Genomic DNA, 20766 nt, shown 5'->3' with positions numbered 1-20766 from the left:
CCGGCCGTCCCCCATGTTCCGTCATTGCGAGCGAAGCGAAGCAATCCAGCCCGCATCCGCGGAAAGATTTCTGGATTGCTTCGTCGCTACAGCGCAAAATTGCTTTGCAATTTTGTCGCGAGCTTCCTCGCAATGACGACGGAGTGACCTGATGACCAATATCGTTCTCGACATCAACAACCTCGTCGTCTCCGTCGGCAAGAAGCCGAAGGGCGCAAACATCATCGACGGCATCTCGATCCAGGTCCACGAAGGCGAGACGCTGTGCCTGGTCGGCGAAAGCGGCTCGGGCAAGTCGGTCACCTCGCTCACCACGATGGGCCTGCTGCCGAAGGGCACGCTGGTTCCGACCAGCGGCAGCGTAAAGCTCGTCGGCGAGGAGATCCTCACCGCGACCGATCGCCGCCTGCGCCAGTTGCGCGCGACCAGGATGGCGATGATCTTCCAGGAGCCGATGACCGCGCTCAATCCGGTCGTGCCGGTCGGCCGCCAGATCGACGAGGTGCTGCGCGCTCACACCGACCTTGATGGCAAGGCACGCAGGAAGCGCATCCTCGACATGATGGAGCAGGTCCACCTGCCCCAGGTCGAGCGCATCTTCGCCTCCTACCCGCACCGCCTCTCGGGCGGTCAGCGCCAACGCATCATGATCGCGATGGCACTGGTGCTGGAGCCGAAGCTGCTGATTGCGGACGAGCCGACCACCGCGCTCGACGTCACCACCCAGAAGCAGATCCTGTCCCTGATCCGCGAGCTCCAGCGCGACCACGGCACCGCGGTGCTGTTCATCACCCACGACATGGGCGTGGTGGCGGAGATCGCCGACCGCGTCGCGGTGATGCGTCAGGGCCGTCTCGTCGAAACCGGTCCGCTCGAGACCGTGCTGCGCAATCCGACCATGGAATACACCCGCAACCTGCTGGCCTCGGTGCCGAGCCTGGTCCCGCGGCCACCGCGCGAGGAGAGCCGCGAGCCCGTCGTGCTCGAGGCCAACGAACTCAGCAAGGTCTACAAGGAGCGCGCGTTCTTCGGCAAAGGCCGCGAGGTCGTTGCCGCCGACAAGGTGACGCTGACGCTGCGCAAGGGCCGCACGCTCGGCATCGTCGGCGAAAGCGGCTCGGGCAAGTCGACGGTGGCGCGCTGCATCGTGCGGCTGATCGACCCGACCTCCGGCGGCGTGCGCCTTGCGGGCCGCGAGATCTCGGACATCTCGCGCCGCCTGCTGCAGCCGCACCGGCAGAAGATCCAGATCGTGTTCCAGGACCCCTACCGCTCGCTCAACCCGCGCATCACCGTCGGCGAGAGCATCGCGGAAGGCCCGATCAATTACGGCACCTCGCACGCCGCTGCGATGAAGCGCGCGCGCGAGCTGCTCGAGCTGGTCGGCCTGCCCGCCGATGCCGTGTCGCGCTATCCGCACCAGTTCTCCGGCGGCCAGCGCCAGCGCATCGCCATCGCGCGCGCGCTCGCGCTCGATCCCGACGTGCTGGTCGCGGACGAAGCGGTCTCCGCGCTCGACGTCTCCGTGCAGGCGCAGGTACTGGAACTGCTCGACGAGATTCAGCGGCGGCTCGGCATCGCCATCCTGTTCATCACCCACGATTTGCGCGTCGCAGCGCAAATCTGCGACGAGGTCGTGGTGATGCAGCACGGCCGTGTCGTCGAACAGGGCCCGGCCGCCGAAGTGCTGACGCATCCGCAGGAAGCCTACACCAAGGCGCTGCTGGATGCGGCACCGGGACGCAACTGGGACTTTGCGAACTTCCGGCCGGTGTCGGAAGGCGTGGCGGCGACGGCCTAGGTCTGTCCACTCGTCATTGCGAGCGCAGCGAAGCAATCCAGAGTCCCTCCGCGGAGACAGTCTGGATTGCTTCGCTCCGCTCGCAATGACGGTGATCGCGGCAAGCATTCCCAAAACAGCTTGAGGCCATGCGCGGCACGACTGTCTAGCTTGCTTGCTCTTGCTGCAAAGGCGGGTAACGTCGCCGCATCATTTAACCGGACCTGAATTGATGACACGTATCGCCGTCGGCGGCTTCCTGCACGAGACCAACACCTTCGCCCCAACGAAGGCGACATTCGCGGACTTCCAGCATGGCGGCGGCTGGCCGGCGATGACTGAAGGTGCCGACGTATTGAAAGTGATGCGGCGCATCAATGTCGGCCTCGCCGGTTTCGTCGACAGCGCTGAGGCCAATGGCTGGGAACTCGTTCCGACCATTGCGTGCGGTGCAAGCCCCTCGGCGCATGTCACCAAGGACGCCTTCGAGCGTATCGTGAAGGTGATGGTCGACGGCATCGCCGCCGCCGGCCCGATCGACGCTGTTTATCTCGACCTGCACGGCGCGATGGTGACCGAGCATCTCGACGACGGCGAAGGCGAAATCCTGGCGCGCGTGCGCCGCATCATCGGCAAGGACATTCCGCTGGTCGCGAGCCTCGACCTCCACGCCAACGTCACGCCCGAGATGATGGAACACGCGGACGCGCTGATCGCCTACCGCACCTATCCGCATGTCGACATGGCCGAGACCGGCCGCGCCTCGGCGAAGCATCTTGCCTTGCTCCTGAACACGAAGCAGCGCTTTGCAAAGTCGTTCCGCCAATTGCCGTTCCTGATCGCGATCAGCTGGCAATGCACCAACGACTTCCCCACCAAGGGCATCTACGAAAAGCTGGCAGCGCTGGAGAGCGATGCGGTGCCGACGCTGTCCTTCGCGCCCGGCTTCCCTGCCGCCGACTTCCGCGATTGCGGGCCGAGCGTGTTCGCCTATGGAAAGACGCAAGAGGACGCCGACCGCGCGGCGGATGCGATCGTCAAACTGATCGAAAGCCACGAGGACGATTTCGACGGCAAGATCTGGACGCCCGATGACGGCGTGCGCCACGCCATGGAACTCTCGAAGACCGCGAGCAGGCCGATCATCATCGCCGACACCCAGGACAATCCCGGCGCCGGCGGCGATTCCGACACCACAGGCATGCTGCGTGCGCTGGTGCGCAACAAGGCGAGTGCCGCAACCGGCGCGATCTACGATCCGGAATCGGCCAAGGCCGCGCATGCGGCCGGCGTCGGCGCCACGGTCACCCTCTCGCTCGGCGGCAAGTCCGGGATTCCCGGCGACGAGCCCTATACCGAGACCTTCGTCGTCGAAAAACTCTCCGACGGCCGCTTCATCGCGCCCGGCCCCTATTACGGCGGCCGCGAGATGGAGATGGGGCCATCCGCAGCCTTGCGCATCGGCAACGTCCGCGTCGTCGTCTCCTCGCACAAGGCGCAGCTCGCCGACCAGGCGATGTACCGCTATGTCGGCATCGAGCCGACGCAAGAAAAGATTCTGGTCAACAAGAGCTCGGTGCACTTCCGTGCCGATTTCGAGCCGATTGCGGAAAAGCTGATGATCTGCGCCGCGCCCGGCGCAATGCCGGCGGACACTGCCTCGCTGCCCTGGACGCGCCTGCGTCCGGGCATCCGCATCAAGCCGAACGGCCCCGTTTTCAATCCCCCTTCACGCTAACCGGACAGGACCTATGCCCACCATCGACCGCATCGACGGCTACGCCGACGAACTCACCGCCATCCGCCGCGACCTGCACGCCCATCCCGAGATCGGCTTCGAGGAAGTGCGCACCTCCGGCATCGTCGCCGACAAGCTGAAGAGCTGGGGCATCGAGGTGCATCGCGGTCTCGGCGGCACCGGCGTGATCGGCGTCATCAAGGGCAAGGGTTCGGGCGGCAAGCGCATCGGCCTGCGCGCCGACATGGACGCGCTGCCGATGGAAGAGAACACCAATCTGAAGTGGAGCTCGAAGATCCCCGGCCGCTTCCACGGCTGCGGGCATGACGGCCACACCACCATGCTGCTCGGCACCGCGCGCTACCTCGCCGAAACCAAGAACTTCGACGGCACCGTGCATTTGATCTTCCAGCCGGCCGAGGAAGGCCTCGGCGGCGCCCGCGCGATGATCAAGGACGGCCTGTTCGAGAAGTTTCCCTGCGACGAGCTCTACGGCCTGCACAACGCGCCCGACCTCAACCACGGCGAGATCGCGATCCTGCCCGGCCCAGCCATGGCCAGCGCCGACTTCTTCGACCTCCGCATCACCGGCTATGGCGCCCATGGCGCGATGCCCGAGCGCTCCAAGGACGCGGTGATCATCGCGACCACGCTGGCTCAGGCGATCCAGACCATCGTCAGCCGCAACGTCGAGCCGCTGCAGGCTGCCGTCGTGTCGATCACCCAGATCCATGCGGGCTCCGCCTACAACGTCATTCCCGGCGATGCGCATCTTTGCGGCACCATCCGCACCTTCTCGAAGGAAGTCCGCACCCTGGTCGCCGAACGCATCCGCACCATCTGCGCCGGCATCGCAAGCGCTTATCAGTGTGCGATCGACGTCGACATCCGCGACACCTTCAACGTGCTGGTCAACCAGGTCGAGCAGTCCAAGGTGGTCGAGGACGTCGCGCGCACCATCGTCGACCCCGCCAAGGTGATCACCCGCGCCCAGCCGAAGATGGGCAGCGAAGACTTCGCCGACATGCTGGAGACCATTCCCGGCGCCTATTTCTGGGTCGGCCACGACGGCTCGGTGCCCGTGCACAATCCCGGCTTCGTGCTCGACGACAAGATCCTGCCGATCGGCGCCAGCATGTTCGCCCGGATCATCGAAACGCGCATGCCGGTGGGTTAGCGATGCATAAAAAGAGCGTCGAAGAGGCGGTCACCTCGCTGCACGATCTGTCCGCGGTCGATCTGATCGCGGGCTATCGCGCCAAGCAATTCTCGCCGAGCGAGGTGCTGGAGGACGTGCTTGCGCATGTCGCTGCGTGGGAACCGCACCTTAGGGCGCTCTATGCATTCGATCCCGACAGCGCGCGCGAGGCCGCAAAAGCCTCGACCGCGCGCTGGTCCGGAGGTGAACCGTCAGGCGCGCTGGACGGCGTGCCTGTCACGGTGAAGGACAACATCGCGACCAAGGGCGTGCCGGTGCCGCTGGGCGCGGCGAGCGTCAAATTGGTGCCGGCCGAGAAGGATGCGCCGCCCGCCGCGCGGCTGCGCGAGGCCGGCGCGGTCATCTTCGCAAAAACCACCATGCCCGATTACGGCATGCTGTCGTCCGGGCTCTCCTCTTTCCATGCGCTGGCGCGCAATCCCTGGGACCTCTCGAAGAACCCCGGCGGCTCCAGTGCGGGCGCCGGGGCTGCTGCGGCGGCCGGCTACGGCCCCTTGCATCTCGGCACCGACATCGGCGGCTCAGTGCGGCTGCCCGCGGGCTGGTGCGGCCTTGTCGGCCTGAAGCCGAGCTTTGGCCGCGTGCCGATCGACCCCACCTATGTCGGCCGCGTCGCCGGCCCCATGACCCGCACCGTCGACGACTGCGCGCTGATGATGAGCGCAATCGCAAAGCCCGACCGGCGCGACGGCATGAGCCTGCCCGCCGAGCCGCTCAACTGGAAGGGTTTGGAGAAGTCCCCGCGCAAACTGCGCATCGGGCTGATGCTCGATCCCGGCTGCGGCCTGGCGCTGGAGAAGCCGGTGCGCGAGGTCGCGGTGAAGGCCGCGAAAGCATTTGAGTCCGCAGGCGCCATCGTCACCGGGGTCGACGGCATCCTCACCCGCGAGATGCTCGACGGCCTCGACAATTTCTGGCGCGCGCGGATGTGGGACGATCTGTCGAAGCTGACGCCGGCCGACCAGGCAAAGGTGCTGCCCTATATCTTTAGATGGGGCGAGTCCGGTGCGAAGCTCTCGGGCGTGGAGGTGATCCGCGGCTTCAACCAGACCATGGCGATCCGCGCGGCCGCATCAAAGCTGTTCTGCGAGCTCGACTACGTGATCTCGCCGACCGCACCGAACGTCAGCTATCCCGCCGACTGGGCCTCGCCCACCAACGATCCGATGAAGCCGTTCGAGCACATCGCCTATACCGTGCCGTGGAATATGTCGGAGAACCCGGCCGTCTCCATCAACGGCGGCTTCGACGCCAAGGGTTTTCCGATCGGCGTGCAGATCGTCGGCCGCCGCTTCGACGATATCGGCGTGCTCGGCATGGCCAAGGCGTTTGAAGGCCTGCGCGGCGCGCAGAAGCCCTGGCCGCGACCGCCGGCGCACTGAACGCTTCGGGACTGTCAGACTGCGACATGGCCGGGCTTGCCCCGGCCATTGTCGTCTGGATACTGAGGGAGAGACAGCATGCCCAGTCCGCGCAAGACGGACATTGGCCCGCATGCATGACGTCTTTATGAGACTGCGTTCAAGAAGGAAGGAAACCACCCATGGCGTATGAGACGATCAAATACGAGGTCGCCGAGCAGATCCTCACCATCACGCTGAACCGGCCCGACAAGCTCAACGCCTTCAACGCGCAGATGCAAGCCGAGCTGATCGACGCGTTCGACGCCGCCGACAAGGACGACAATGTCCGCGCCATCATCGTCACCGGCGCCGGCCGGGGTTTTTGCGCGGGCGCCGATCTCTCCTCCGGCGCCGACACGTTTGATCGCGACGCCCGGCGCGGGCCGGTAAAACGCTTTGCCGACGGCAAGGTCGACTACAGCGATCCGCAGGTGCGTGACGGCGGCGGCCAGGTCACCTTGCGCATCTTCAAGTGCCTGAAGCCTGTCATCGCTGCGGTGAACGGTCCCGCGGTCGGCATCGGCGTCACGATGCAGCTCGCGATGGACATCCGCATTGCGTCGGACGCCGCGCGTTTCGGCTTCGTGTTCTCCCAGCGCGGCATCGTGCCGGAGGCGGCCTCGAGCTGGTTCCTGCCGCGCATCGTCGGCATCTCGCAGGCGCTGGAATGGTGCTATTCGGGCCGCGTCTTCCCGGCCCAGGAAGCCCTCGCCGGCCGCCTCGTCAGCAAGGTCGTCGCCCCCGATGATCTGCTGCCGAGCGCCCGCGCGCTCGCCAAGGAATTTGCCGCCAAGACCGCGCCGGTGTCGGTGGCGCTGATCCGCCAGATGATGTGGCGGATGATGGGCGCCGACGATCCGATGGAAGCCCACAAGGTCGACAGCCGCGGCATCTATGCCCGCGGCCGCTCCGACGACGTCAAGGAAGGCGTGGTGTCATTCCTGGAGAAGCGTCCGGCGCAGTTCAAGAACAAGGTGTCGAGCGATATGCCGGACTATTTCCCGTGGTGGACGGAGCGGGAGTATAGGTGACGCGGCGACTGGGGCGGGATCCCCGCCCCAGCTTCCTACGCGATATCGCCCTGCGTTCCGACGGCAACGAGCGCAAGTTCTCTTGCCCGCCGTGCAAATTTCAATCCTCTGGTGAATTGGTCCAGGGACCTCTTCTCGCCATTTGCTTCGCCGGACCAGTCCATCATCGTTCTAACGAACGTATCAAACAGGCAATTCAGCTTTGCTCGATAGGCCTCTTCAATCGCTTCAGCGTCAGGCTTCTGAGACATAGTCGATCTCCGGACCGATAATTTGCCATTATTCAGTCGATACAGGCCGGTTTCAACGCCTGATTGATATCACCTTTTGCATCACTCCATCACCAGCGCAACGCGCCCGATCGCCTTGCGGTCGAGCAACAGCCGCATCGCCTTCGCAAACTCCTCCAGCGGCAGGCGATGCGAGATGTTCGGGCGCAGCCTGCCTTCCTCCGCCCATTGCAGCAGCGCTTTCAGCCTGACCTCGCCCAGCGCAGGATTTTTTCGCACCGCCTCGCCCGCACGCACGCCGAGCACGCTGGCGCCCTTGATCAGCAGGAGATTGGTCTTGGCCGAGCCGATGCCGCCCGTGAAGCCGATCACCAGCAGGCGTGCGCCCCAGGCGATGCAGCGCATCGAGTTCTCGAACACCTCGCCGCCGACCGGATCGAACACGACGTCGGCGCCGCGGCCGTCGGTGATGCGCTTGACGGCATCGCGAAACGGCTCGCGATCGTAGCGCACGAGATGGTCAGCACCACGCGATTTCGCGATCGCCAGCTTCTCGTCGCTGGACGCTGTCGCAATCACCGTCGCGCCGAGCATCTTGCCGATCTCCACCGCGGCAAGGCCGACGCCGCCGCCGGCGCCATGCACCAGCAGCACTTCGCCGGGCTCGACCCGGCCGCGGTCAATCAGTGCGTGATAGGCCGTGCCGTGGCCGGCGAGATAGGTCGCAGCCTCCGCATAGTCGAAGGTGGACGGCATCGGCGTGAGCTGCGACGGAGTCACCACGGCCTCGTCGGTAAAGGCGCCATGGCGCATCTTGACGATAACCTTGTCGCCGACGGCAACGCCCCTCGCCTCGGCGCCAACCTCGGTGACGTCGCCGGCAGCCTCCATGCCGGGCGTGAACGGCAGCTCGGGCTTGAGCTGATATTCGCCGGCCGCCATCAGCACATCGGGAAAATTGAGGCCGGCGGCGCGGATCGCAACGCGCACCTCGCCCGGCTTCAGGGCGCGCGACGGAAATTCTTCCAGCAGCAAGCTTTCGGGCGCGCCGAGCGCGCGGCAGACGACAGCGCGCACCATCAGGCCGCGCTCGCCTTGCTGCGCAGCAGCGCCTCGCGGATCAGCGGCAGTCGGTCATTGCCGAAATACATGTCGGTCTTATTGACGAAAATGGTCGGCGAGCCGAACCCACCGCGGGCAACGACCTCCTCCGTGTTGGCCTTGAGCTGATCCTTGATCGCCTGCTCGGAAATGCCGGCGAAGAACGTCTGCTCGTCGATACCGACTTTCTTGCAGATCTCGGCCAGCACCGAATCCTGCGAGATGTCCTTGTCGCCGCCCCAATAGGCCTCGAACACGGCCGTCGCGAACGGCACCATTTCCTTGCCGAGCCAGATGCAGCCGCGCATCACCTTCACGCTGTTCACCGGAAACACCGTTGGCGGCATCTTGATCGCAAGGCCCGCCGAGCGCGCCCAGTCGGCGAGATCCTTCTTCATGTAGCGCGCCTTCAGCGGCACCGGTTTTTCACGTTGCGCGTAAACGCTGGGATTGACGGTGTTGAAGATGCCGCCGACCAGGATCGGCCGCCAGACGATCTCAGCGCCCACTTCTTTCGCGAGCGGCTGGATGTTGTGGAAGGCGAGATAGGTCCAGGGGCTGGAGCAGTCGAAGAAGAACTCGATCATGGCGGTTTCCTTGTCTGTCTTGTCTGACTCGCTCTCTCCTCCGTCATTGCGAGGAGCGAAGCGACGAAGCAATCCAGACTCTTTCCACGGAAGCAGTCTGGATTGCTTCGCTTCGCTCGCAATGACGGGGAGGGAGCGGAGGCCTACGTCTTTCCCAAAACTTCCTTAGCCCTCTGGCCGAACATGATCTTGCGTGATTCCTCGTCGAACGGCTCTTTCACGAATTTTCCGATCGCAAGCCCGGCCTGCACCTGCGGCCGGGCGCGCATCGCGGCGTACCAGCGTTTCACGTTCGGATAGTCGTCGAGCGTGAAGCCCTGCGCCTTGTGGGTCATGGTCCAGGGGAAGCAGGCGATGTCGGCGATGGAATAGTCGCCGGCGACATAGGCGCCGGTCCTGGCGAGCTGCCGGTCGAGCACGCCGTAGAGCCGCGCCGCCTCGTCACGGTAGCGCTCGATCGCGTAGGGAATCTTTTCCGCCGCATAGAGCGCGAAATGGCCATGCTGGCCGAGCATCGGCCCAAGCCCCGCCATCTGCCACATCACCCATTGAATGGTGGTGGAGCGGCCGCGCAAATCAGCGGGCAGAAAGCGACCGGTCTTCTCCGCCAGATAGATCAGGATCGCGCCGGTCTCGAACGCCGAGAACGGTACGCCGCCGTCGGCGGGCTCATGATCGACGATCGCGGGAATCCGGTTGTTAGGCGAGATCGCCAGAAACTCAGGGGTGAACTGCTCGCCGGCGCGGATGTTGACGGGCTTCACCGTATAGGGAAGCCCGAGTTCCTCCAGCATGATCGAGATTTTCCAGCCGTTCGGCGTCGGCGCGTAATAGAGGTCGATCATGCCCTTCCTCTGGCCTTTCCGTGGCCCTTTCTTTGGGCCTTCCCTGTCATCGCCGATGGAATAGAAAGCGACTTTTGTTGTTCTGTACCTTGACGTTAAGACATGGCAGGAAGAGGCGCAACACAACCTGCCGGGAGGGCCGCCATGCTGTTTCCAACCACGATCGCCGGCTCCTTGCCGAAGCCGGAATGGCTCGCCGAGCCCAACATGCTCTGGGCGCCCTGGAAGTCGCAAGGTGACGAGCTATTCCGCGCCAAGCGCGACGCGACGCTGATCTGGCTGAAGATCCAGGAAGACGCCGGCATCGACATCGTCACCGAGGGCGAGCAGGCGCGCCAGCATTTCGTGCACGGTTTTCTGGAGAAGATCGAGGGCATCGATTTCGCCCATAAGGTCGAGATGGGCATCCGCAAGGATCGCTACAAGGCGATGGTGCCGCAGGTGGTGGCGCCACTCCGGCTTAGGGGTCGCGTCCATGCCTTTGAGGCGCAAGCGGCGCGCGCGCACACGAAGAAGAAGCTGAAATTCACCCTGCCCGGCCCGATGACCATCATCGACACCATCGCCGACCGTTACTATGGCGACCGCGTCAAGATGGCGTTCGCCTTCGCCGAGCTGCTCAACGAGGAAGCCAGGGCGTTGCAGGCCGACGGCGTCGATCTCGTGCAGTTCGACGAGCCCGCCTTCAACGTTTACATGGACGAGGTCAACGACTGGGGCATCAAGGCGCTGGAGCGCGCCGCACAGGGGCTGACCTGCACCACAGCCGTCCACATCTGCTACGGCTACGGCATCAAGGCCAACACCGACTGGAAGGAAACGCTCGGCGCGCAGTGGCGGCAGTACGAGCAGATTTTCCCGGCGATCGATGCCAGCCCGATCCAGCAGGTCGCGATCGAGTGCCGCAACTCGAAAGTCCCGCTCGACCTGCTCGCGCTGCTCAAGAACAAGATCGTGCAGGCCGGCGTCATCGACGTCGCCAGCGACACGGTGGAGACAGCCGAGGACGTCGTGCAGGTGATCGATGCGGTGTCGAAGTTCGTGCCGAAGAGCAACATCATCGCCACCACCAATTGCGGGATGGCGCCGATGCGGCGCGAGATCGCCGAAGCCAAGCTGATGGCGCTTGGCGCCGGCGCTGCGCTGGCGCGCGAGAAGCTGGGGTGATGGTGGCGATCCGGGCGGCACTCGCCGTCGCGACACTTGCGGCGACCACCTTTGCGCATGCCGAGGATCGCTCGGTGCTGCTGAACTGCAAGGCCATGGTGGAGCGAGCCGAGAAGCAAGCCGGCAGCGCCAACGAGGCTGAGCTGACCCGCTGCCGCCAAATCATCCGCGAATGGGCCCTGCGCGATGCGCGCACGACGGTGGATGAGCAAGGGCGGCCGCTGAAGTAGCCACACGCGACGCTATGTTCCCTCCCCCCTTGCGGCGGAGGGAGCGCTGTATGCGCTGGGATGGAGCGTGATCTCATAGCCGGCACTCATCGTACGCAGCGTCGATGGCGGCGTCAGCAACTGCGCGGCTTCGAGCTCGCGCGCTCCGACATACCCCGCCGGCGACCACAGCAGCGCCCTGCCCTGCGTCACCAAAAAGCTCTCGTCGCCCTGCTGCACCATCGCGCCGTCAGGGAGTTGATCGAGCGGCACCAGCAGGACATGCAGCCGCTTCTTGCCGTGATCGAGCCGCTCGTGATGCAGCACGGTGTCGATGTCGTGCATGCGGACGTCGTGCACGCGGTTGCCCTTCTCCCACGCGGCGCGGAAGCGATTGGCATCGTCGCGCCGGCAGTAGAAGCAGGGACGATGTCCAGCGGCGAGCGCGGTGGCCTCGTCGAGGAAGAACAGCTCGGTCCAGCTTTGCTGCGCCATCACTTCGCGGCGGCGGCCACGGAATTCGCAGGTGCAGGTGAGCCAGGCCGGCGACGACCAGCGCTTCCTCAGCAGCGTCTTCGTCGCGGGATCATGGATGATACCGCGATTGCCGGTGAACATGCCCCGATGCGGGGTGGCGATGATCTCGCCAGTCGGCGTGACACGGTTTTGCAGGGGCATGGTGCGGGTCCACTCCCTCTCCCCGTTCTTACGGGGAGAGGGTTGGGGTGAGGGGCTGCCTCCACAAATAAGGTGAGAGACGGACTCGCGGAAGCTCCCCCTCACCCGCGCCTTCGGCGCGGCCTCTCCCCGCACGCGGGGCGAGGCGAAGAAAAACTACGCCGCCCCGTCGCGGAGCGGCGGGTGGTACGACAGCGCGGTGTCCCAGGGGAAGAAGATCCAGGTGTCCTGCGAGACTTCCGTGATGAAGGTGTTGACCAGCGGGCGCCCCTGCGGCTTGGCATAGACGGTGGCGAAATGCGCGTCGGGCAGCATCTCGCGCACCAGCTTGCCGGTCTTGCCGGTGTCGACGAGGTCGTCGACGATCAGCAGGCCCTTGCCGGTGCCGCCGCCGAGCTTCATCGCGGCTTCCGAGATGCCCTTGAGCACCTGAAGCTCGCCCTGCTTGTTGTGGTCGTAGCTGGCGATGCAGACCGTGTCTATCACGCGCACCCCGAGCTCACGGGCGACGATCGCAGCCGGCACAAGCCCGCCGCGGGTGATCGCGATCACCGCGTGGAACGGACCGACCTCGTTGAGCCGCCAGGTCAGCGCCCGGCAATCGCGGTGGAACTGGTCCCACGAGACCGGGAAGGCCTTGCCCGCCCGTTCCTGCGCGCTCAGTTCCGGTGCTTCACCAGCCATTGTCGTCTCCTGCCAATCATCCTCCGGCAGCCTCTGCTACCGGGTGATGTTCAATCCCGCCAGCATTTCCTTCACCGCCGCCATCGCGGATGCCAGCTTATCCGCATCGCGAGAGCGCACCACCAGATTGGTGTTCGGCTTCGAGTCCTCATCCATGAAGGGATAGCTGCCGATGATGGTGTCGGGATGAGCCTCGGCGATCGCCCGCAAGGGGCTGCCGATGTCGCCCTCCCGCGCATTGGCGCGGACCGATTCGGACAGCATGCGCACGCCCGACTTCAGCTTGGGCGAGACGATGTCCATCATCGCCTGCATGATCGAGGGCACGCCGGCCATCACGATGACGTTGCCGATCTTGAAGCCGGGGGCGAGGATGGTCGCGCTCTGGATCAGCTCGGCGCCATCGGGGATGCGGGCCATGCGCAGGCGGGCCTCGTTGAGGTCCTGCCCGCTCCAACGCTCGCGGAAACGGGCGACCACCTCGGGGTGATGGTCAATGCCGACGCCGAAGGCCTTGGCGACGCTGTCGGCGGTGATGTCGTCATGGGTCGGTCCGATGCCGCCGGTGGTGAAGACGTAGGTGTAGCGTTTCCGCAGTGCATCCAGCGCGGCGATGATGTCGGCCTCGTCGTCGGAGACCACCCGGACTTCCTTGAGGTCGATGCCGATATTGGTCAGGTATTCGGCGATGAAGCCGATATTCTTGTCCTTGGTCCGGCCGGACAGGATTTCATCCCCGATGACCAGAATGCCCGCCGTGACGATCTCGCTCATACCTTAAGTCCCTCACCTGTCGGCCCGACTTTGCCGAGGTAACGCGTTGAAGTCACGCGGTTTTGCTGCCGAAATAAGCAGTCCTCAGCCATTTTTTCAGGCACGCCACCGGCCATCCCCGGTAAATCGTGCCAGTCCATGCTTATCGCGCTGGCCCGGCCCTTGCTACCTCCTCAAAGTCATGCACTCTTGCCGCATGGCCACGGAGAACAGTCGGGATCTATGGCAGTCGCGTTTGATGAAATGAATATTCCCGGCGGGGACCTTCGCCCCGCCTATCAGGAGCTGGCACGCTGGCTCAAGGAGACGCCTCCCGAGGCGCTCGAATATCGCCGTCAGGAGGCTGAGCTCCTCTTCCGCCGCATCGGCATTACCTTCGCGGTCTATGGGGACTCCGATTCCACTGAACGCCTGATCCCGTTCGACGTGATCCCGCGGATCATGTCCGGCAGGGAATGGGCGGTGCTGGAAAAGGGGCTGAAGCAGCGCGTGAAGGCGCTGAACATGTTCCTGCGCGACATCTATCACGGCCGCGACATCCTCCGCGCCGAGATCGTGCCTGACGATCTGATCTTCCAGAACCCGGTGTTCCGGCCCGAGATGAACGGCCAGCAGGTGCCGCACGACGTCTACGTGCACATCGCCGGCATCGACATCGTCCGGGTCGATGCCGAGGACTTCATCGTGCTGGAGGACAATGCGCGGACGCCGTCGGGCGTGTCCTACATGCTGGAAAACCGCGAGATCATGATGCGGTTGTTTCCGGACCTGTTCGCCCGCCACAGGGTGGCGCCGGTCGAGCGCTATCCGGACGAGTTGCTTTCGGCGCTGCGCTCGGTCGCGCCGCACGGCGCGTCCGGCGAGCCGACGGTCGCGCTGCTCACGCCGGGCGTCTACAACTCCGCCTATTACGAGCACTCCTTCCTCGCCGACAAGCTCGGCATCGAGCTGGTCGAAGGCCGCGACCTCGTCATCAAGAACAACGAAGTGTTCATGCGGACGACCGAGGGGCTGAAACGGGTCGACGTGATCTATCGCCGCGTCGACGACGATTTCATCGATCCCCTCACCTTTCGCCCCGACTCCGTGCTGGGCGTGCCCGGTCTGATGTCGGCCTATGCGGCCGGCAACATCACGCTCGCCAACGCGGTCGGCACCGGCATCGCCGACGACAAGGCGATCTACTCCTACATGCCTGACATCGTGAAGTTCTACCTCGGCGAGGAGCCGATCCTGAAGAACGTGCAGACCTGGCGCTGTCGCGAGCCGAAGGATCTGGCTTACGTGCTGGACAATCTCGGCGATCTCGTCGTCAAGGAGGTTCACGGCTCCGGCGGCTACGGCATGCTGATCGGCCCGGCCGCGACGAAAGCGACCATCGAGGCGTTCCGCGAAAAGCTCAAGCGCGAGCCGGAAGGTTTTATTGCGCAGCCGACGCTGGCGCTCTCGACCTGCCCGACCTGCACCGCGTCCGGCCTCGCGCCGCGCCACGTCGACCTGCGGCCGTTCGTGCTGACCGGCAGCAAGAGCACGACCATCGTGCCGGGCGGGCTGACACGCGTCGCGCTGAAGGAAGGCTCGCTCGTGGTGAATTCGAGCCAGGGCGGCGGCACCAAAGACACCTGGATCCTGGACGAGTAGAGAGATGCTGTCGCGTACCGCCGAAAACCTCTACTGGCTCGCCCGCTACGTCGAACGGGCCGAGTATCTCGCGCGCACCATCGATGCGACGCTGCGCGTCACCGCCTTGCCCGCCGCCTATATCGGCAAGACCAACGAATGGGACTCGGCGCTGCTCACCGCCGGCGTCGCCGCCAGCTTCTATCAACAATATGAGGAAGCCAACGAGCACAACGTCGTCGACTACCTCTCGTTCTCCGCGGACAACCCCTCCTCGATCCGGAACTGCATCGAGGCGGCGCGGCTGAACTCGCGCTCGGTGCGCACCGCGCTGACGAGCGAGATGTGGGACACCATCAACTCGGCCTGGATCGAGTTGCAGGAGGTCTGGAGCAAGGGCACCTCGACGCGCGAGGATTTGGCAAAGTTCCTGCGCTTCGTGCAGGAGACCTCGCTGCGCTTCGACGGCTCGGCCTACCGGACCATGCTGCGCAACGACGCCTACTGGTTCTCGCGACTCGGCCTGCATCTGGAGCGCGCCGACAACACCGCCCGTATTCTCGACGTGAAGTATCACGTGCTGCTGCCGGAAGAGGAGCACGTCGGCGGCCCGCTCGACTTCTATCAGTGGAGCTCGATCCTGCGCTCGGTGTCGGCGTTGACGGCCTATCACTGGGTCTATCGCGAGACACTGAAACCGTGGCTGGTCGCGGATCTGCTCATCCTCAACGGCACGCTGCCGCGCTCGCTCGCCAGCTGCTACGACAATCTCGTGCGCAATCTCGACCAGATCGGCGTCGCCTATGGCCGCCAGGGCCCGGCCCAGCGCCACGCCCGCGGCATCCGCAACCGGCTCGAACACAGCAATATGAACGACATCTTCCAGCATGGCGTGCATGAATTCATTCAGGAATTCATCGCGGACAATTCCAGGCTGGGCGAAATCATCACGAAGCAGTATTTGATCTGATACACGCGGTCGTTCCGGGATGCCCGACGGGCGAACCCGGAATGACGGAACCAAAACACCATGCGCCTGCGAATCCAGCACACCACGACCTATCGCTACGAGCCGGCGGCGACCAGCGTGATCCAGATTCTGCGCATGACGCCGTGCAGCCATGACGGGCAGTATGTGGCGGAGTGGCAGATCGACGTCTCCACGGACACCAAGCTCGACACCCATGAGGACGCGTTCGGCAACGTCACCCATGTGCTCTCCTGCGGACCCGTCGGCGACATCAAGATCACCGCCGAGGGCCTGATCGAGACCCACGACACCGGCGGCGTGCTGCGCGGCGCCGACGAGCGCTTTCCGGCCGAGATGTTTTTGCGCCCCACTGACCTCACCACCGTGAACCCTGCCATGATGGCCGTCGCGCGCCAGCTGCGCAGCGAGGCCGAGAGCGACACGCTCGGCTTCCTGCACACGCTGATGACTGAGATCAGCGATCACATGACCTTCGACGAGGACCCGACCAACAGCGGCACGTCGGCGGCCGAGGCGTTCACGCTCAAGCGCGGCGTGTGCCAGGACTACGCGCATATCTTCATCGCCTGCGCGCGCAGCGGCGGCGTGCCGGCGCGCTTCGTCTCCGGCCATTTCCTGCGCTCGGACGGCACCGTGCATCAGGATGCCGGCCACGCCTGGGCGGAGGCCTATGTTCCCGATCTCGGCTGGGTCGGCTTCGATCCCGCCAACTCCATCTGCACCACCGACGCCCATGTCCGCGTCGCGATCGGGCTCGACTATCTCGGCGCGGCCCCGGTGCGCGGCACCCGCTACGGCGGCGGCGCCGAGACGCTGACGGTCGCGGTCAAGGTCGAGCAGGCCAATCGCGGCGGGCAATCGCAGTCGCAATCACAGCGGCAGGGCTAGTCCCGTCGATATCTCGAGGCGCAATCGTTACAGCCGTAATCGACAGCCGCCGCGCTGAAACCGCGCGGTAGCACGCGCCGTCCAATTTCCGTTGCGATCCGTTTCCGCAACAGAGGTTGAGACAGATGCGGCTTCAAGAGAAAACCAAAAAGCATTCCGTGCCACTGCGCGATCCCCTCCGGGAGATGCTTGCAGGCATCCGGGATCTGGCACCCGAGATCACGGCACGCGCCGCCGAGATCGAAGTCGGGCGTCGCGTCCCGCGCGACATCGTGGAGCGGCTGCGGTCGATCGGGATCTTCCGGATGTTCGTGCCGCGGAGCCATGGCGGACTGGAACTGGATTTTCCTCACGGTCTCGAGGTCATCAAGGCACTGGCCCGTCTCGACGGCTCGATCGGCTGGATCACGTGCGTTGCCGGATCCAGCAGCCTCTTCGTCGCCGCATCGCCCCCGGAATTGTACAAGCGCATTTACAAGAACGGGCCTGATACGGCGATCTGCGGCTCATCCCAGCCGGGCGGCACCGCGGAGCGCGTCGCCGGCGGCTATCGCGTCAAGGGCCGCTGGCCCTTCGCCAGCGGTTGCACACATGCCGACTGGATCGGCGGGTTCTGCATCGTCACCGAAAACGGCAAGCCGATCCCGGGTGCGCAAGGCAAACCGCTGGTTCGCGTCGTGGCGCTGCCGGCCTACGACTGTGACATCGAGGACACCTGGCACGCGGCCGGTCTCAAGGGCACCGGCAGCCACCACGTCACGCTGCAGGAGAGGCTGGTTCCCGAGGCTGATTTCTTCGATCTCGATACGCCCCCCGCAGCAGCCGGGTCCGCTCTATCAAGCGCTGCGGCAATGGCTGCCCCTGGTGCACGGCGCACTCGCGGTGGGCATGGCCGAAGGCACCGTCGATGAGCTGCTCGCGCTGGCCCACACGGGTCGGCAGCAATTATATGCGGCCACGCCGATGCGGGAGTCCGAGACCTTCCAGTACGATCTCGGCCGGATTTCCGCCGACCTTGCGGCCGCGCAGGCGTTTCAAGAGGCGCAGGCCGCGAGCCACTGGCGTCACGCGCTGGCGGGAACGCTGAACGATGAAGACCTCATGATCGAGGGGGCGAGGTCCGCGGCCTGGCTCGCCACCACCTGCGTCGGTATCGCGGATGCCTGCTTTGCGCTGGCCGGCAGCAGCGCGGTCTACGACAGCTCGCCCCTGCAGCGGCGCCTGCGCGATCTTCACGTCGCCGCCCAGCACGCCCACGCGCAGCAGCGGCAATATGTCGATGTCGGCAAGCTGGCCTTGCGCCGTTCGGCTGACCATGCCGGCTGACCGCATCGGCCGTGCTACAATCGCAGGGTCAGACCAGGCCCTGCGAGGAACCCCATCATGGCGACCGTGAAGCTGCTTTCGGACGGTGAACTCTCCAGCGAGGCGCGCGCCGTTTTCGACGACATCCGCAAGGTGCGGAAGTCGGACTTCATCAACAATTTCTGGCGCGCGCTGGCGCATGATCCGAAGACGCTGCGGCGGACCTGGGAGAGCCTCAAGGAGGTGATGGGTCCGGGCACGCTCGATCCCAAGGTCAAGGAAATGCTCTATGTCGCGGTGTCGATCGCGCATGGCTGCAGCTACTGCATCCATTCCCACACGGCCGCCGCCCGGGCCAAGGGCATGACCGAGGCTGAATATGCCGAGCTGCTCGCCATCGTCGGCATGGCCGCGGCGACGAACCGGCTGGTCACCGCACTCGGCGTTCCCGTCGACGCAGCGTTTCTGGCCGATACGGCTGACTAAGGTCGATCGCGTTCGCAGAGCTCACCTGTCATTCCGGGGCGCGACGAAGTCGCGAGCTACGGTGCGCACTTGCGCACCTGAGAATCCATTCCTCCACCAACTCTGCGGCCCAATGGATTCCGGGCTCGCGCTGACGCGCGCCCCGGAATGACAGCCTCGCCCCCCGGGAATCGGGGGTTGGAGTAGCCGGCGAAATTGGCTAGTAATTTCGCGCAAACGCGTTCGGGGACTGGAAATGACCTATTGTTGCGGAATCCTGGTTCGGGACGGTCTGGTGATGATCGCCGATACCCGCACCAATGCCGGCCTCGACAATGTCTCGACCTTCCGCAAGCTGCACATCTTCTCCAAGCCCGGCGACCGCATCATGGCGATCGCCAGCGCCGGCAACCTCGCCATCAGCCAGTCGGTGCTCTCGACCCTGACCGAGGGTCTGGAAGACCCCAATACGGGCGAGATCGAGACGCTGATGAACGCGCCGACCATGTTCCAGGCGGCCCAGCGCATCGGCCGGGCGATCCGGGCGGTGCACGCCACCGAAGGCCCGGCGCTGAAGTCCGAGGATGTCTCCTTCGACGTCTCCTTCCTGTTCGGCGGCCAGATCAAGGGCGCGCGGATGCGCCTGTTCATGGTCTACACCGCCGGCAATTTCATCGAGTGCACCACCGACACGCCCTACCTGCAGATCGGCGAGCACAAATACGGCAAGCCGGTGCTCGACCGCGCCATGCATTACGACGTCGAGCTCTACGAGGCGCTGAAGACCGGCCTGATCTCGATGGACTCGACCATGCGCTCCAATCTCGGCGTCGGCCTGCCGATCGACGTGCTGGTGGTGCGCGCGGATGCCTGCGATGCCGACCTCAACCACCGCATCGAGGCGGGCGAGCCCTATTTCCACGATCTGCGCTCGCGCTGGTCGGCGGCCTTGCGCGCGGCGCATCAGAACATTCCGCGGCCGCCCTACAAGAACGAAAAAGAACCCAAAACCTGACAGCTTGAGAGAAAAGGCAGGAAACGATGAGTGAAGCGAAAAAGATCGCAGTGGTGACGGGCGCCGGCACCGGTGTCGGGCGCGCCGCGTCCTTGGCGCTGATGAACACCGGCTTCACCGTGGTGCTGGTCGGACGCCGTATGGAGATGCTCGAGGAGACCGCCAAGCTCGGCCCCGCGGGCAAGAGCCTGTGCGTCACCGCCGACATGACCAAGCCGGACGCCATTGCCGCGCTGTTCGACAAGGTGAAGGCGACCTATGGCCGCCTCGACGTGCTGTTCAACAATGCCGGCATGGGCGCGCCCGCCGTGAACTTCGAGGACCTCAGCCTCGAGCAGTGGCAGGCGGTGGTGAACACCAACCTCACCGGCCCGTTCCTGTGCACCCAGCACGCCTTCCGCATCATGAAGGACCAGACCCCGCGCGGCGGCCGCATCATCAACAACGGCTCGATCTCGGCGCATGCTCCGCGTCCGTTCTCAGCGGCCTACACCTCGACCAAGCACGCCATCACCGGCCTCACCAAGGCCTCGAACCTCGACGGCCGCATGTACGACATCGCGGTCGGCCAGGTCGACATCGGCAATGCCGCCACGCCGATGACCGACCGCATGGTCAACGGCCCCGGCGTGCTGCAGCCCGACGGTACCACCAAGCACGAGCCGCGCATGGACGCCAAGGCGGTCGGCGATGCCGTCGCCTACATGGCCGGCCTGCCGCTGGATGCCAACGTGCTGACCATGACCGTCATGGCCACCAAGATGCCGTTCGTCGGACGGGGCTGAACTAAAAAGTGCGAAAACAACCCCATGCACAGTAGGCGTCAAGAGGCGCCTGCTGCTGCGGGGCTGCGCGCGTGACGCGAGTTAAGTCCCCGCACTGCCTCCACAATCGTCATTGCGAGCGCAGCGAAGATTCCATGGGGAGTGGATAGCGACCGGGTCTGAGGCCAGACTGAGGTTGCTGAAGCACTCAACCTGGAGACAACGATGTTGTTCGATCATCTTTCCGACGGACCGGCCGCTATCCGCACGCA

The 20766-nt window shown here is 64.9% G+C and carries 22 protein-coding genes; 15 read left to right on the top strand and 7 right to left on the bottom strand.

The annotated features are described in order from the left end of the window. Positions 1–151 precede the first annotated feature (151 nt). From RAD16_RS20345 to RAD16_RS20325, 5 genes are all read left to right on the top strand, one after another. Positions 152–1801 carry an ABC transporter ATP-binding protein gene (locus RAD16_RS20345; protein WP_458159684.1) on the top strand — a complete coding sequence of 550 codons (1650 nt, stop codon included), beginning with the start codon at positions 152–154 and terminating at the stop codon, positions 1799–1801. A 211-nt stretch (positions 1802–2012) separates the two neighbouring features. Continuing rightward, positions 2013–3518 carry a M81 family metallopeptidase gene (locus tag RAD16_RS20340; protein ID WP_458159683.1) on the top strand — a complete coding sequence of 502 codons (1506 nt, stop codon included), beginning with the start codon at positions 2013–2015 and terminating at the stop codon, positions 3516–3518. 13 nt (positions 3519–3531) lie between these two features. Beyond that, positions 3532–4695: a M20 aminoacylase family protein gene (locus RAD16_RS20335; RefSeq protein ID WP_458159682.1), complete on the top strand. Its 1164-nt coding sequence runs from the start codon at positions 3532–3534 to the stop codon at positions 4693–4695. Between the two features lie 2 nt (positions 4696–4697). Then, positions 4698–6119, top strand: a complete 1422-nt coding sequence (locus tag RAD16_RS20330; protein WP_458159681.1) for an amidase — start codon at positions 4698–4700, stop codon at positions 6117–6119. 161 nt (positions 6120–6280) lie between these two features. After that, positions 6281–7171, top strand: coding sequence for a crotonase/enoyl-CoA hydratase family protein (locus RAD16_RS20325; protein ID WP_458159680.1), 891 nt, complete (start codon positions 6281–6283; stop codon positions 7169–7171). A 35-nt stretch (positions 7172–7206) separates the two neighbouring features. Here the strand turns inward: RAD16_RS20325 and RAD16_RS20320 are convergent, their stop codons facing one another. From RAD16_RS20320 to RAD16_RS20305, 4 genes are all read right to left on the bottom strand, one after another. Beyond that, the gene (locus RAD16_RS20320) at positions 7207–7422 is read right to left on the bottom strand and encodes a hypothetical protein (protein ID WP_458159679.1); all 216 of its coding nucleotides are present in this window, start codon (positions 7420–7422) and stop codon (positions 7207–7209) included. 81 nt (positions 7423–7503) lie between these two features. Continuing rightward, on the bottom strand, positions 7504–8481 hold the full coding sequence (locus tag RAD16_RS20315) for an NADPH:quinone oxidoreductase family protein (RefSeq protein ID WP_458159678.1): 978 nt from the start codon (positions 8479–8481) through the stop codon (positions 7504–7506). Beyond that, a complete protein-coding gene (locus RAD16_RS20310; RefSeq protein WP_458159677.1) occupies positions 8481–9089 on the bottom strand; it encodes a DsbA family protein in 609 nt (202 codons plus the stop codon). The genes RAD16_RS20315 and RAD16_RS20310 overlap by 1 nt, the downstream gene beginning before the upstream one ends. Positions 9090–9232: 143 nt before the next feature. Beyond that, positions 9233–9934 (bottom strand): glutathione S-transferase N-terminal domain-containing protein, encoded by a 702-nt coding sequence (locus tag RAD16_RS20305; RefSeq protein ID WP_458159676.1) that lies wholly within the window; start codon positions 9932–9934, stop codon positions 9233–9235. A 144-nt stretch (positions 9935–10078) separates the two neighbouring features. Between RAD16_RS20305 and RAD16_RS20300 the strand changes: the two genes are divergently transcribed. Next, entirely contained in the window at positions 10079–11101 is a 1023-nt protein-coding gene (locus RAD16_RS20300; protein WP_458159675.1) for a methionine synthase, read from the top strand. Next, on the top strand, positions 11101–11331 hold the full coding sequence (locus RAD16_RS20295) for a hypothetical protein (protein ID WP_458159884.1): 231 nt from the start codon (positions 11101–11103) through the stop codon (positions 11329–11331). Before RAD16_RS20300 ends, RAD16_RS20295 begins: the two co-directional genes overlap by 1 nt. Before the next feature lie 12 nt (positions 11332–11343). On the opposite strand, the gene RAD16_RS20290 is transcribed toward RAD16_RS20295, so the two are convergent. From RAD16_RS20290 to RAD16_RS20280, 3 genes are all read right to left on the bottom strand, one after another. Further along, positions 11344–11988 (bottom strand): hypothetical protein, encoded by a 645-nt coding sequence (locus tag RAD16_RS20290; RefSeq protein WP_458159674.1) that lies wholly within the window; start codon positions 11986–11988, stop codon positions 11344–11346. 156 nt (positions 11989–12144) lie between these two features. Then, complete coding sequence (gene gpt / locus RAD16_RS20285; protein ID WP_458159673.1) at positions 12145–12672, bottom strand: xanthine phosphoribosyltransferase; 528 nt, start codon at positions 12670–12672, stop codon at positions 12145–12147. Between the two features lie 36 nt (positions 12673–12708). Then, positions 12709–13446, bottom strand: coding sequence for a competence/damage-inducible protein A (locus tag RAD16_RS20280; RefSeq protein WP_458159672.1), 738 nt, complete (start codon positions 13444–13446; stop codon positions 12709–12711). A gap of 222 nt (positions 13447–13668) precedes the next feature. On the opposite strand from RAD16_RS20280, the gene RAD16_RS20275 reads away from it, so the two are divergent. The 8 genes from RAD16_RS20275 (at position 13669) to RAD16_RS20240 (ending at position 20515) form a co-directional block, all read left to right on the top strand. After that, entirely contained in the window at positions 13669–15087 is a 1419-nt protein-coding gene (locus tag RAD16_RS20275) for a circularly permuted type 2 ATP-grasp protein (RefSeq protein ID WP_458159671.1), read from the top strand. A 4-nt stretch (positions 15088–15091) separates the two neighbouring features. Then, positions 15092–16036 (top strand): alpha-E domain-containing protein, encoded by a 945-nt coding sequence (locus RAD16_RS20270; RefSeq protein WP_326898998.1) that lies wholly within the window; start codon positions 15092–15094, stop codon positions 16034–16036. 60 nt (positions 16037–16096) lie between these two features. Continuing rightward, positions 16097–16945 (top strand): transglutaminase family protein, encoded by an 849-nt coding sequence (locus RAD16_RS20265; RefSeq protein ID WP_458159670.1) that lies wholly within the window; start codon positions 16097–16099, stop codon positions 16943–16945. Between the two features lie 125 nt (positions 16946–17070). Beyond that, complete coding sequence (locus RAD16_RS20260) at positions 17071–17856, top strand: acyl-CoA dehydrogenase family protein (protein ID WP_458159669.1); 786 nt, start codon at positions 17071–17073, stop codon at positions 17854–17856. Next, a complete protein-coding gene (locus RAD16_RS20255) occupies positions 17834–18271 on the top strand; it encodes a hypothetical protein (RefSeq protein ID WP_458159668.1) in 438 nt (145 codons plus the stop codon). Before RAD16_RS20260 ends, RAD16_RS20255 begins: the two co-directional genes overlap by 23 nt. Before the next feature lie 57 nt (positions 18272–18328). Further along, complete coding sequence (locus RAD16_RS20250; RefSeq protein WP_458159667.1) at positions 18329–18736, top strand: carboxymuconolactone decarboxylase family protein; 408 nt, start codon at positions 18329–18331, stop codon at positions 18734–18736. Positions 18737–18971: 235 nt separating this feature from the next. Beyond that, complete coding sequence (locus RAD16_RS20245) at positions 18972–19730, top strand: proteasome-type protease (RefSeq protein WP_011088363.1); 759 nt, start codon at positions 18972–18974, stop codon at positions 19728–19730. Positions 19731–19756: 26 nt separating this feature from the next. Beyond that, positions 19757–20515, top strand: coding sequence for an SDR family oxidoreductase (locus RAD16_RS20240; RefSeq protein ID WP_458159666.1), 759 nt, complete (start codon positions 19757–19759; stop codon positions 20513–20515). Positions 20516–20766 lie beyond the last annotated feature (251 nt).

The organism is Bradyrhizobium sp. 18BD (assembly GCF_054185225.1).
The sequence above is the reverse complement of the archived record's forward strand: the minus strand, read 5'-3'. Positions and strand labels throughout refer to the sequence as shown.

Coding starts and splice junctions, on each gene's coding strand:
- RAD16_RS20345 (WP_458159684.1), top strand. CDS start 152: ATGACCAATATCGTTCTCGACATCAACAACCTCGTCGTCTCCGTCGGC.
- RAD16_RS20340 (WP_458159683.1), top strand. CDS start 2,013: ATGACACGTATCGCCGTCGGCGGCTTCCTGCACGAGACCAACACCTTC.
- RAD16_RS20335 (WP_458159682.1), top strand. CDS start 3,532: ATGCCCACCATCGACCGCATCGACGGCTACGCCGACGAACTCACCGCC.
- RAD16_RS20330 (WP_458159681.1), top strand. CDS start 4,698: ATGCATAAAAAGAGCGTCGAAGAGGCGGTCACCTCGCTGCACGATCTG.
- RAD16_RS20325 (WP_458159680.1), top strand. CDS start 6,281: ATGGCGTATGAGACGATCAAATACGAGGTCGCCGAGCAGATCCTCACC.
- RAD16_RS20320 (WP_458159679.1), bottom strand. CDS start 7,422: ATGTCTCAGAAGCCTGACGCTGAAGCGATTGAAGAGGCCTATCGAGCA.
- RAD16_RS20315 (WP_458159678.1), bottom strand. CDS start 8,481: ATGGTGCGCGCTGTCGTCTGCCGCGCGCTCGGCGCGCCCGAAAGCTTG.
- RAD16_RS20310 (WP_458159677.1), bottom strand. CDS start 9,089: ATGATCGAGTTCTTCTTCGACTGCTCCAGCCCCTGGACCTATCTCGCC.
- RAD16_RS20305 (WP_458159676.1), bottom strand. CDS start 9,934: ATGATCGACCTCTATTACGCGCCGACGCCGAACGGCTGGAAAATCTCG.
- RAD16_RS20300 (WP_458159675.1), top strand. CDS start 10,079: ATGCTGTTTCCAACCACGATCGCCGGCTCCTTGCCGAAGCCGGAATGG.
- RAD16_RS20295 (WP_458159884.1), top strand. CDS start 11,101: ATGGTGGCGATCCGGGCGGCACTCGCCGTCGCGACACTTGCGGCGACC.
- RAD16_RS20290 (WP_458159674.1), bottom strand. CDS start 11,988: ATGCCCCTGCAAAACCGTGTCACGCCGACTGGCGAGATCATCGCCACC.
- gpt (WP_458159673.1), bottom strand. CDS start 12,672: ATGGCTGGTGAAGCACCGGAACTGAGCGCGCAGGAACGGGCGGGCAAG.
- RAD16_RS20280 (WP_458159672.1), bottom strand. CDS start 13,446: ATGAGCGAGATCGTCACGGCGGGCATTCTGGTCATCGGGGATGAAATC.
- RAD16_RS20275 (WP_458159671.1), top strand. CDS start 13,669: ATGGCAGTCGCGTTTGATGAAATGAATATTCCCGGCGGGGACCTTCGC.
- RAD16_RS20270 (WP_326898998.1), top strand. CDS start 15,092: ATGCTGTCGCGTACCGCCGAAAACCTCTACTGGCTCGCCCGCTACGTC.
- RAD16_RS20265 (WP_458159670.1), top strand. CDS start 16,097: ATGCGCCTGCGAATCCAGCACACCACGACCTATCGCTACGAGCCGGCG.
- RAD16_RS20260 (WP_458159669.1), top strand. CDS start 17,071: ATGCGGCTTCAAGAGAAAACCAAAAAGCATTCCGTGCCACTGCGCGAT.
- RAD16_RS20255 (WP_458159668.1), top strand. CDS start 17,834: ATGGCCGAAGGCACCGTCGATGAGCTGCTCGCGCTGGCCCACACGGGT.
- RAD16_RS20250 (WP_458159667.1), top strand. CDS start 18,329: ATGGCGACCGTGAAGCTGCTTTCGGACGGTGAACTCTCCAGCGAGGCG.
- RAD16_RS20245 (WP_011088363.1), top strand. CDS start 18,972: ATGACCTATTGTTGCGGAATCCTGGTTCGGGACGGTCTGGTGATGATC.
- RAD16_RS20240 (WP_458159666.1), top strand. CDS start 19,757: ATGAGTGAAGCGAAAAAGATCGCAGTGGTGACGGGCGCCGGCACCGGT.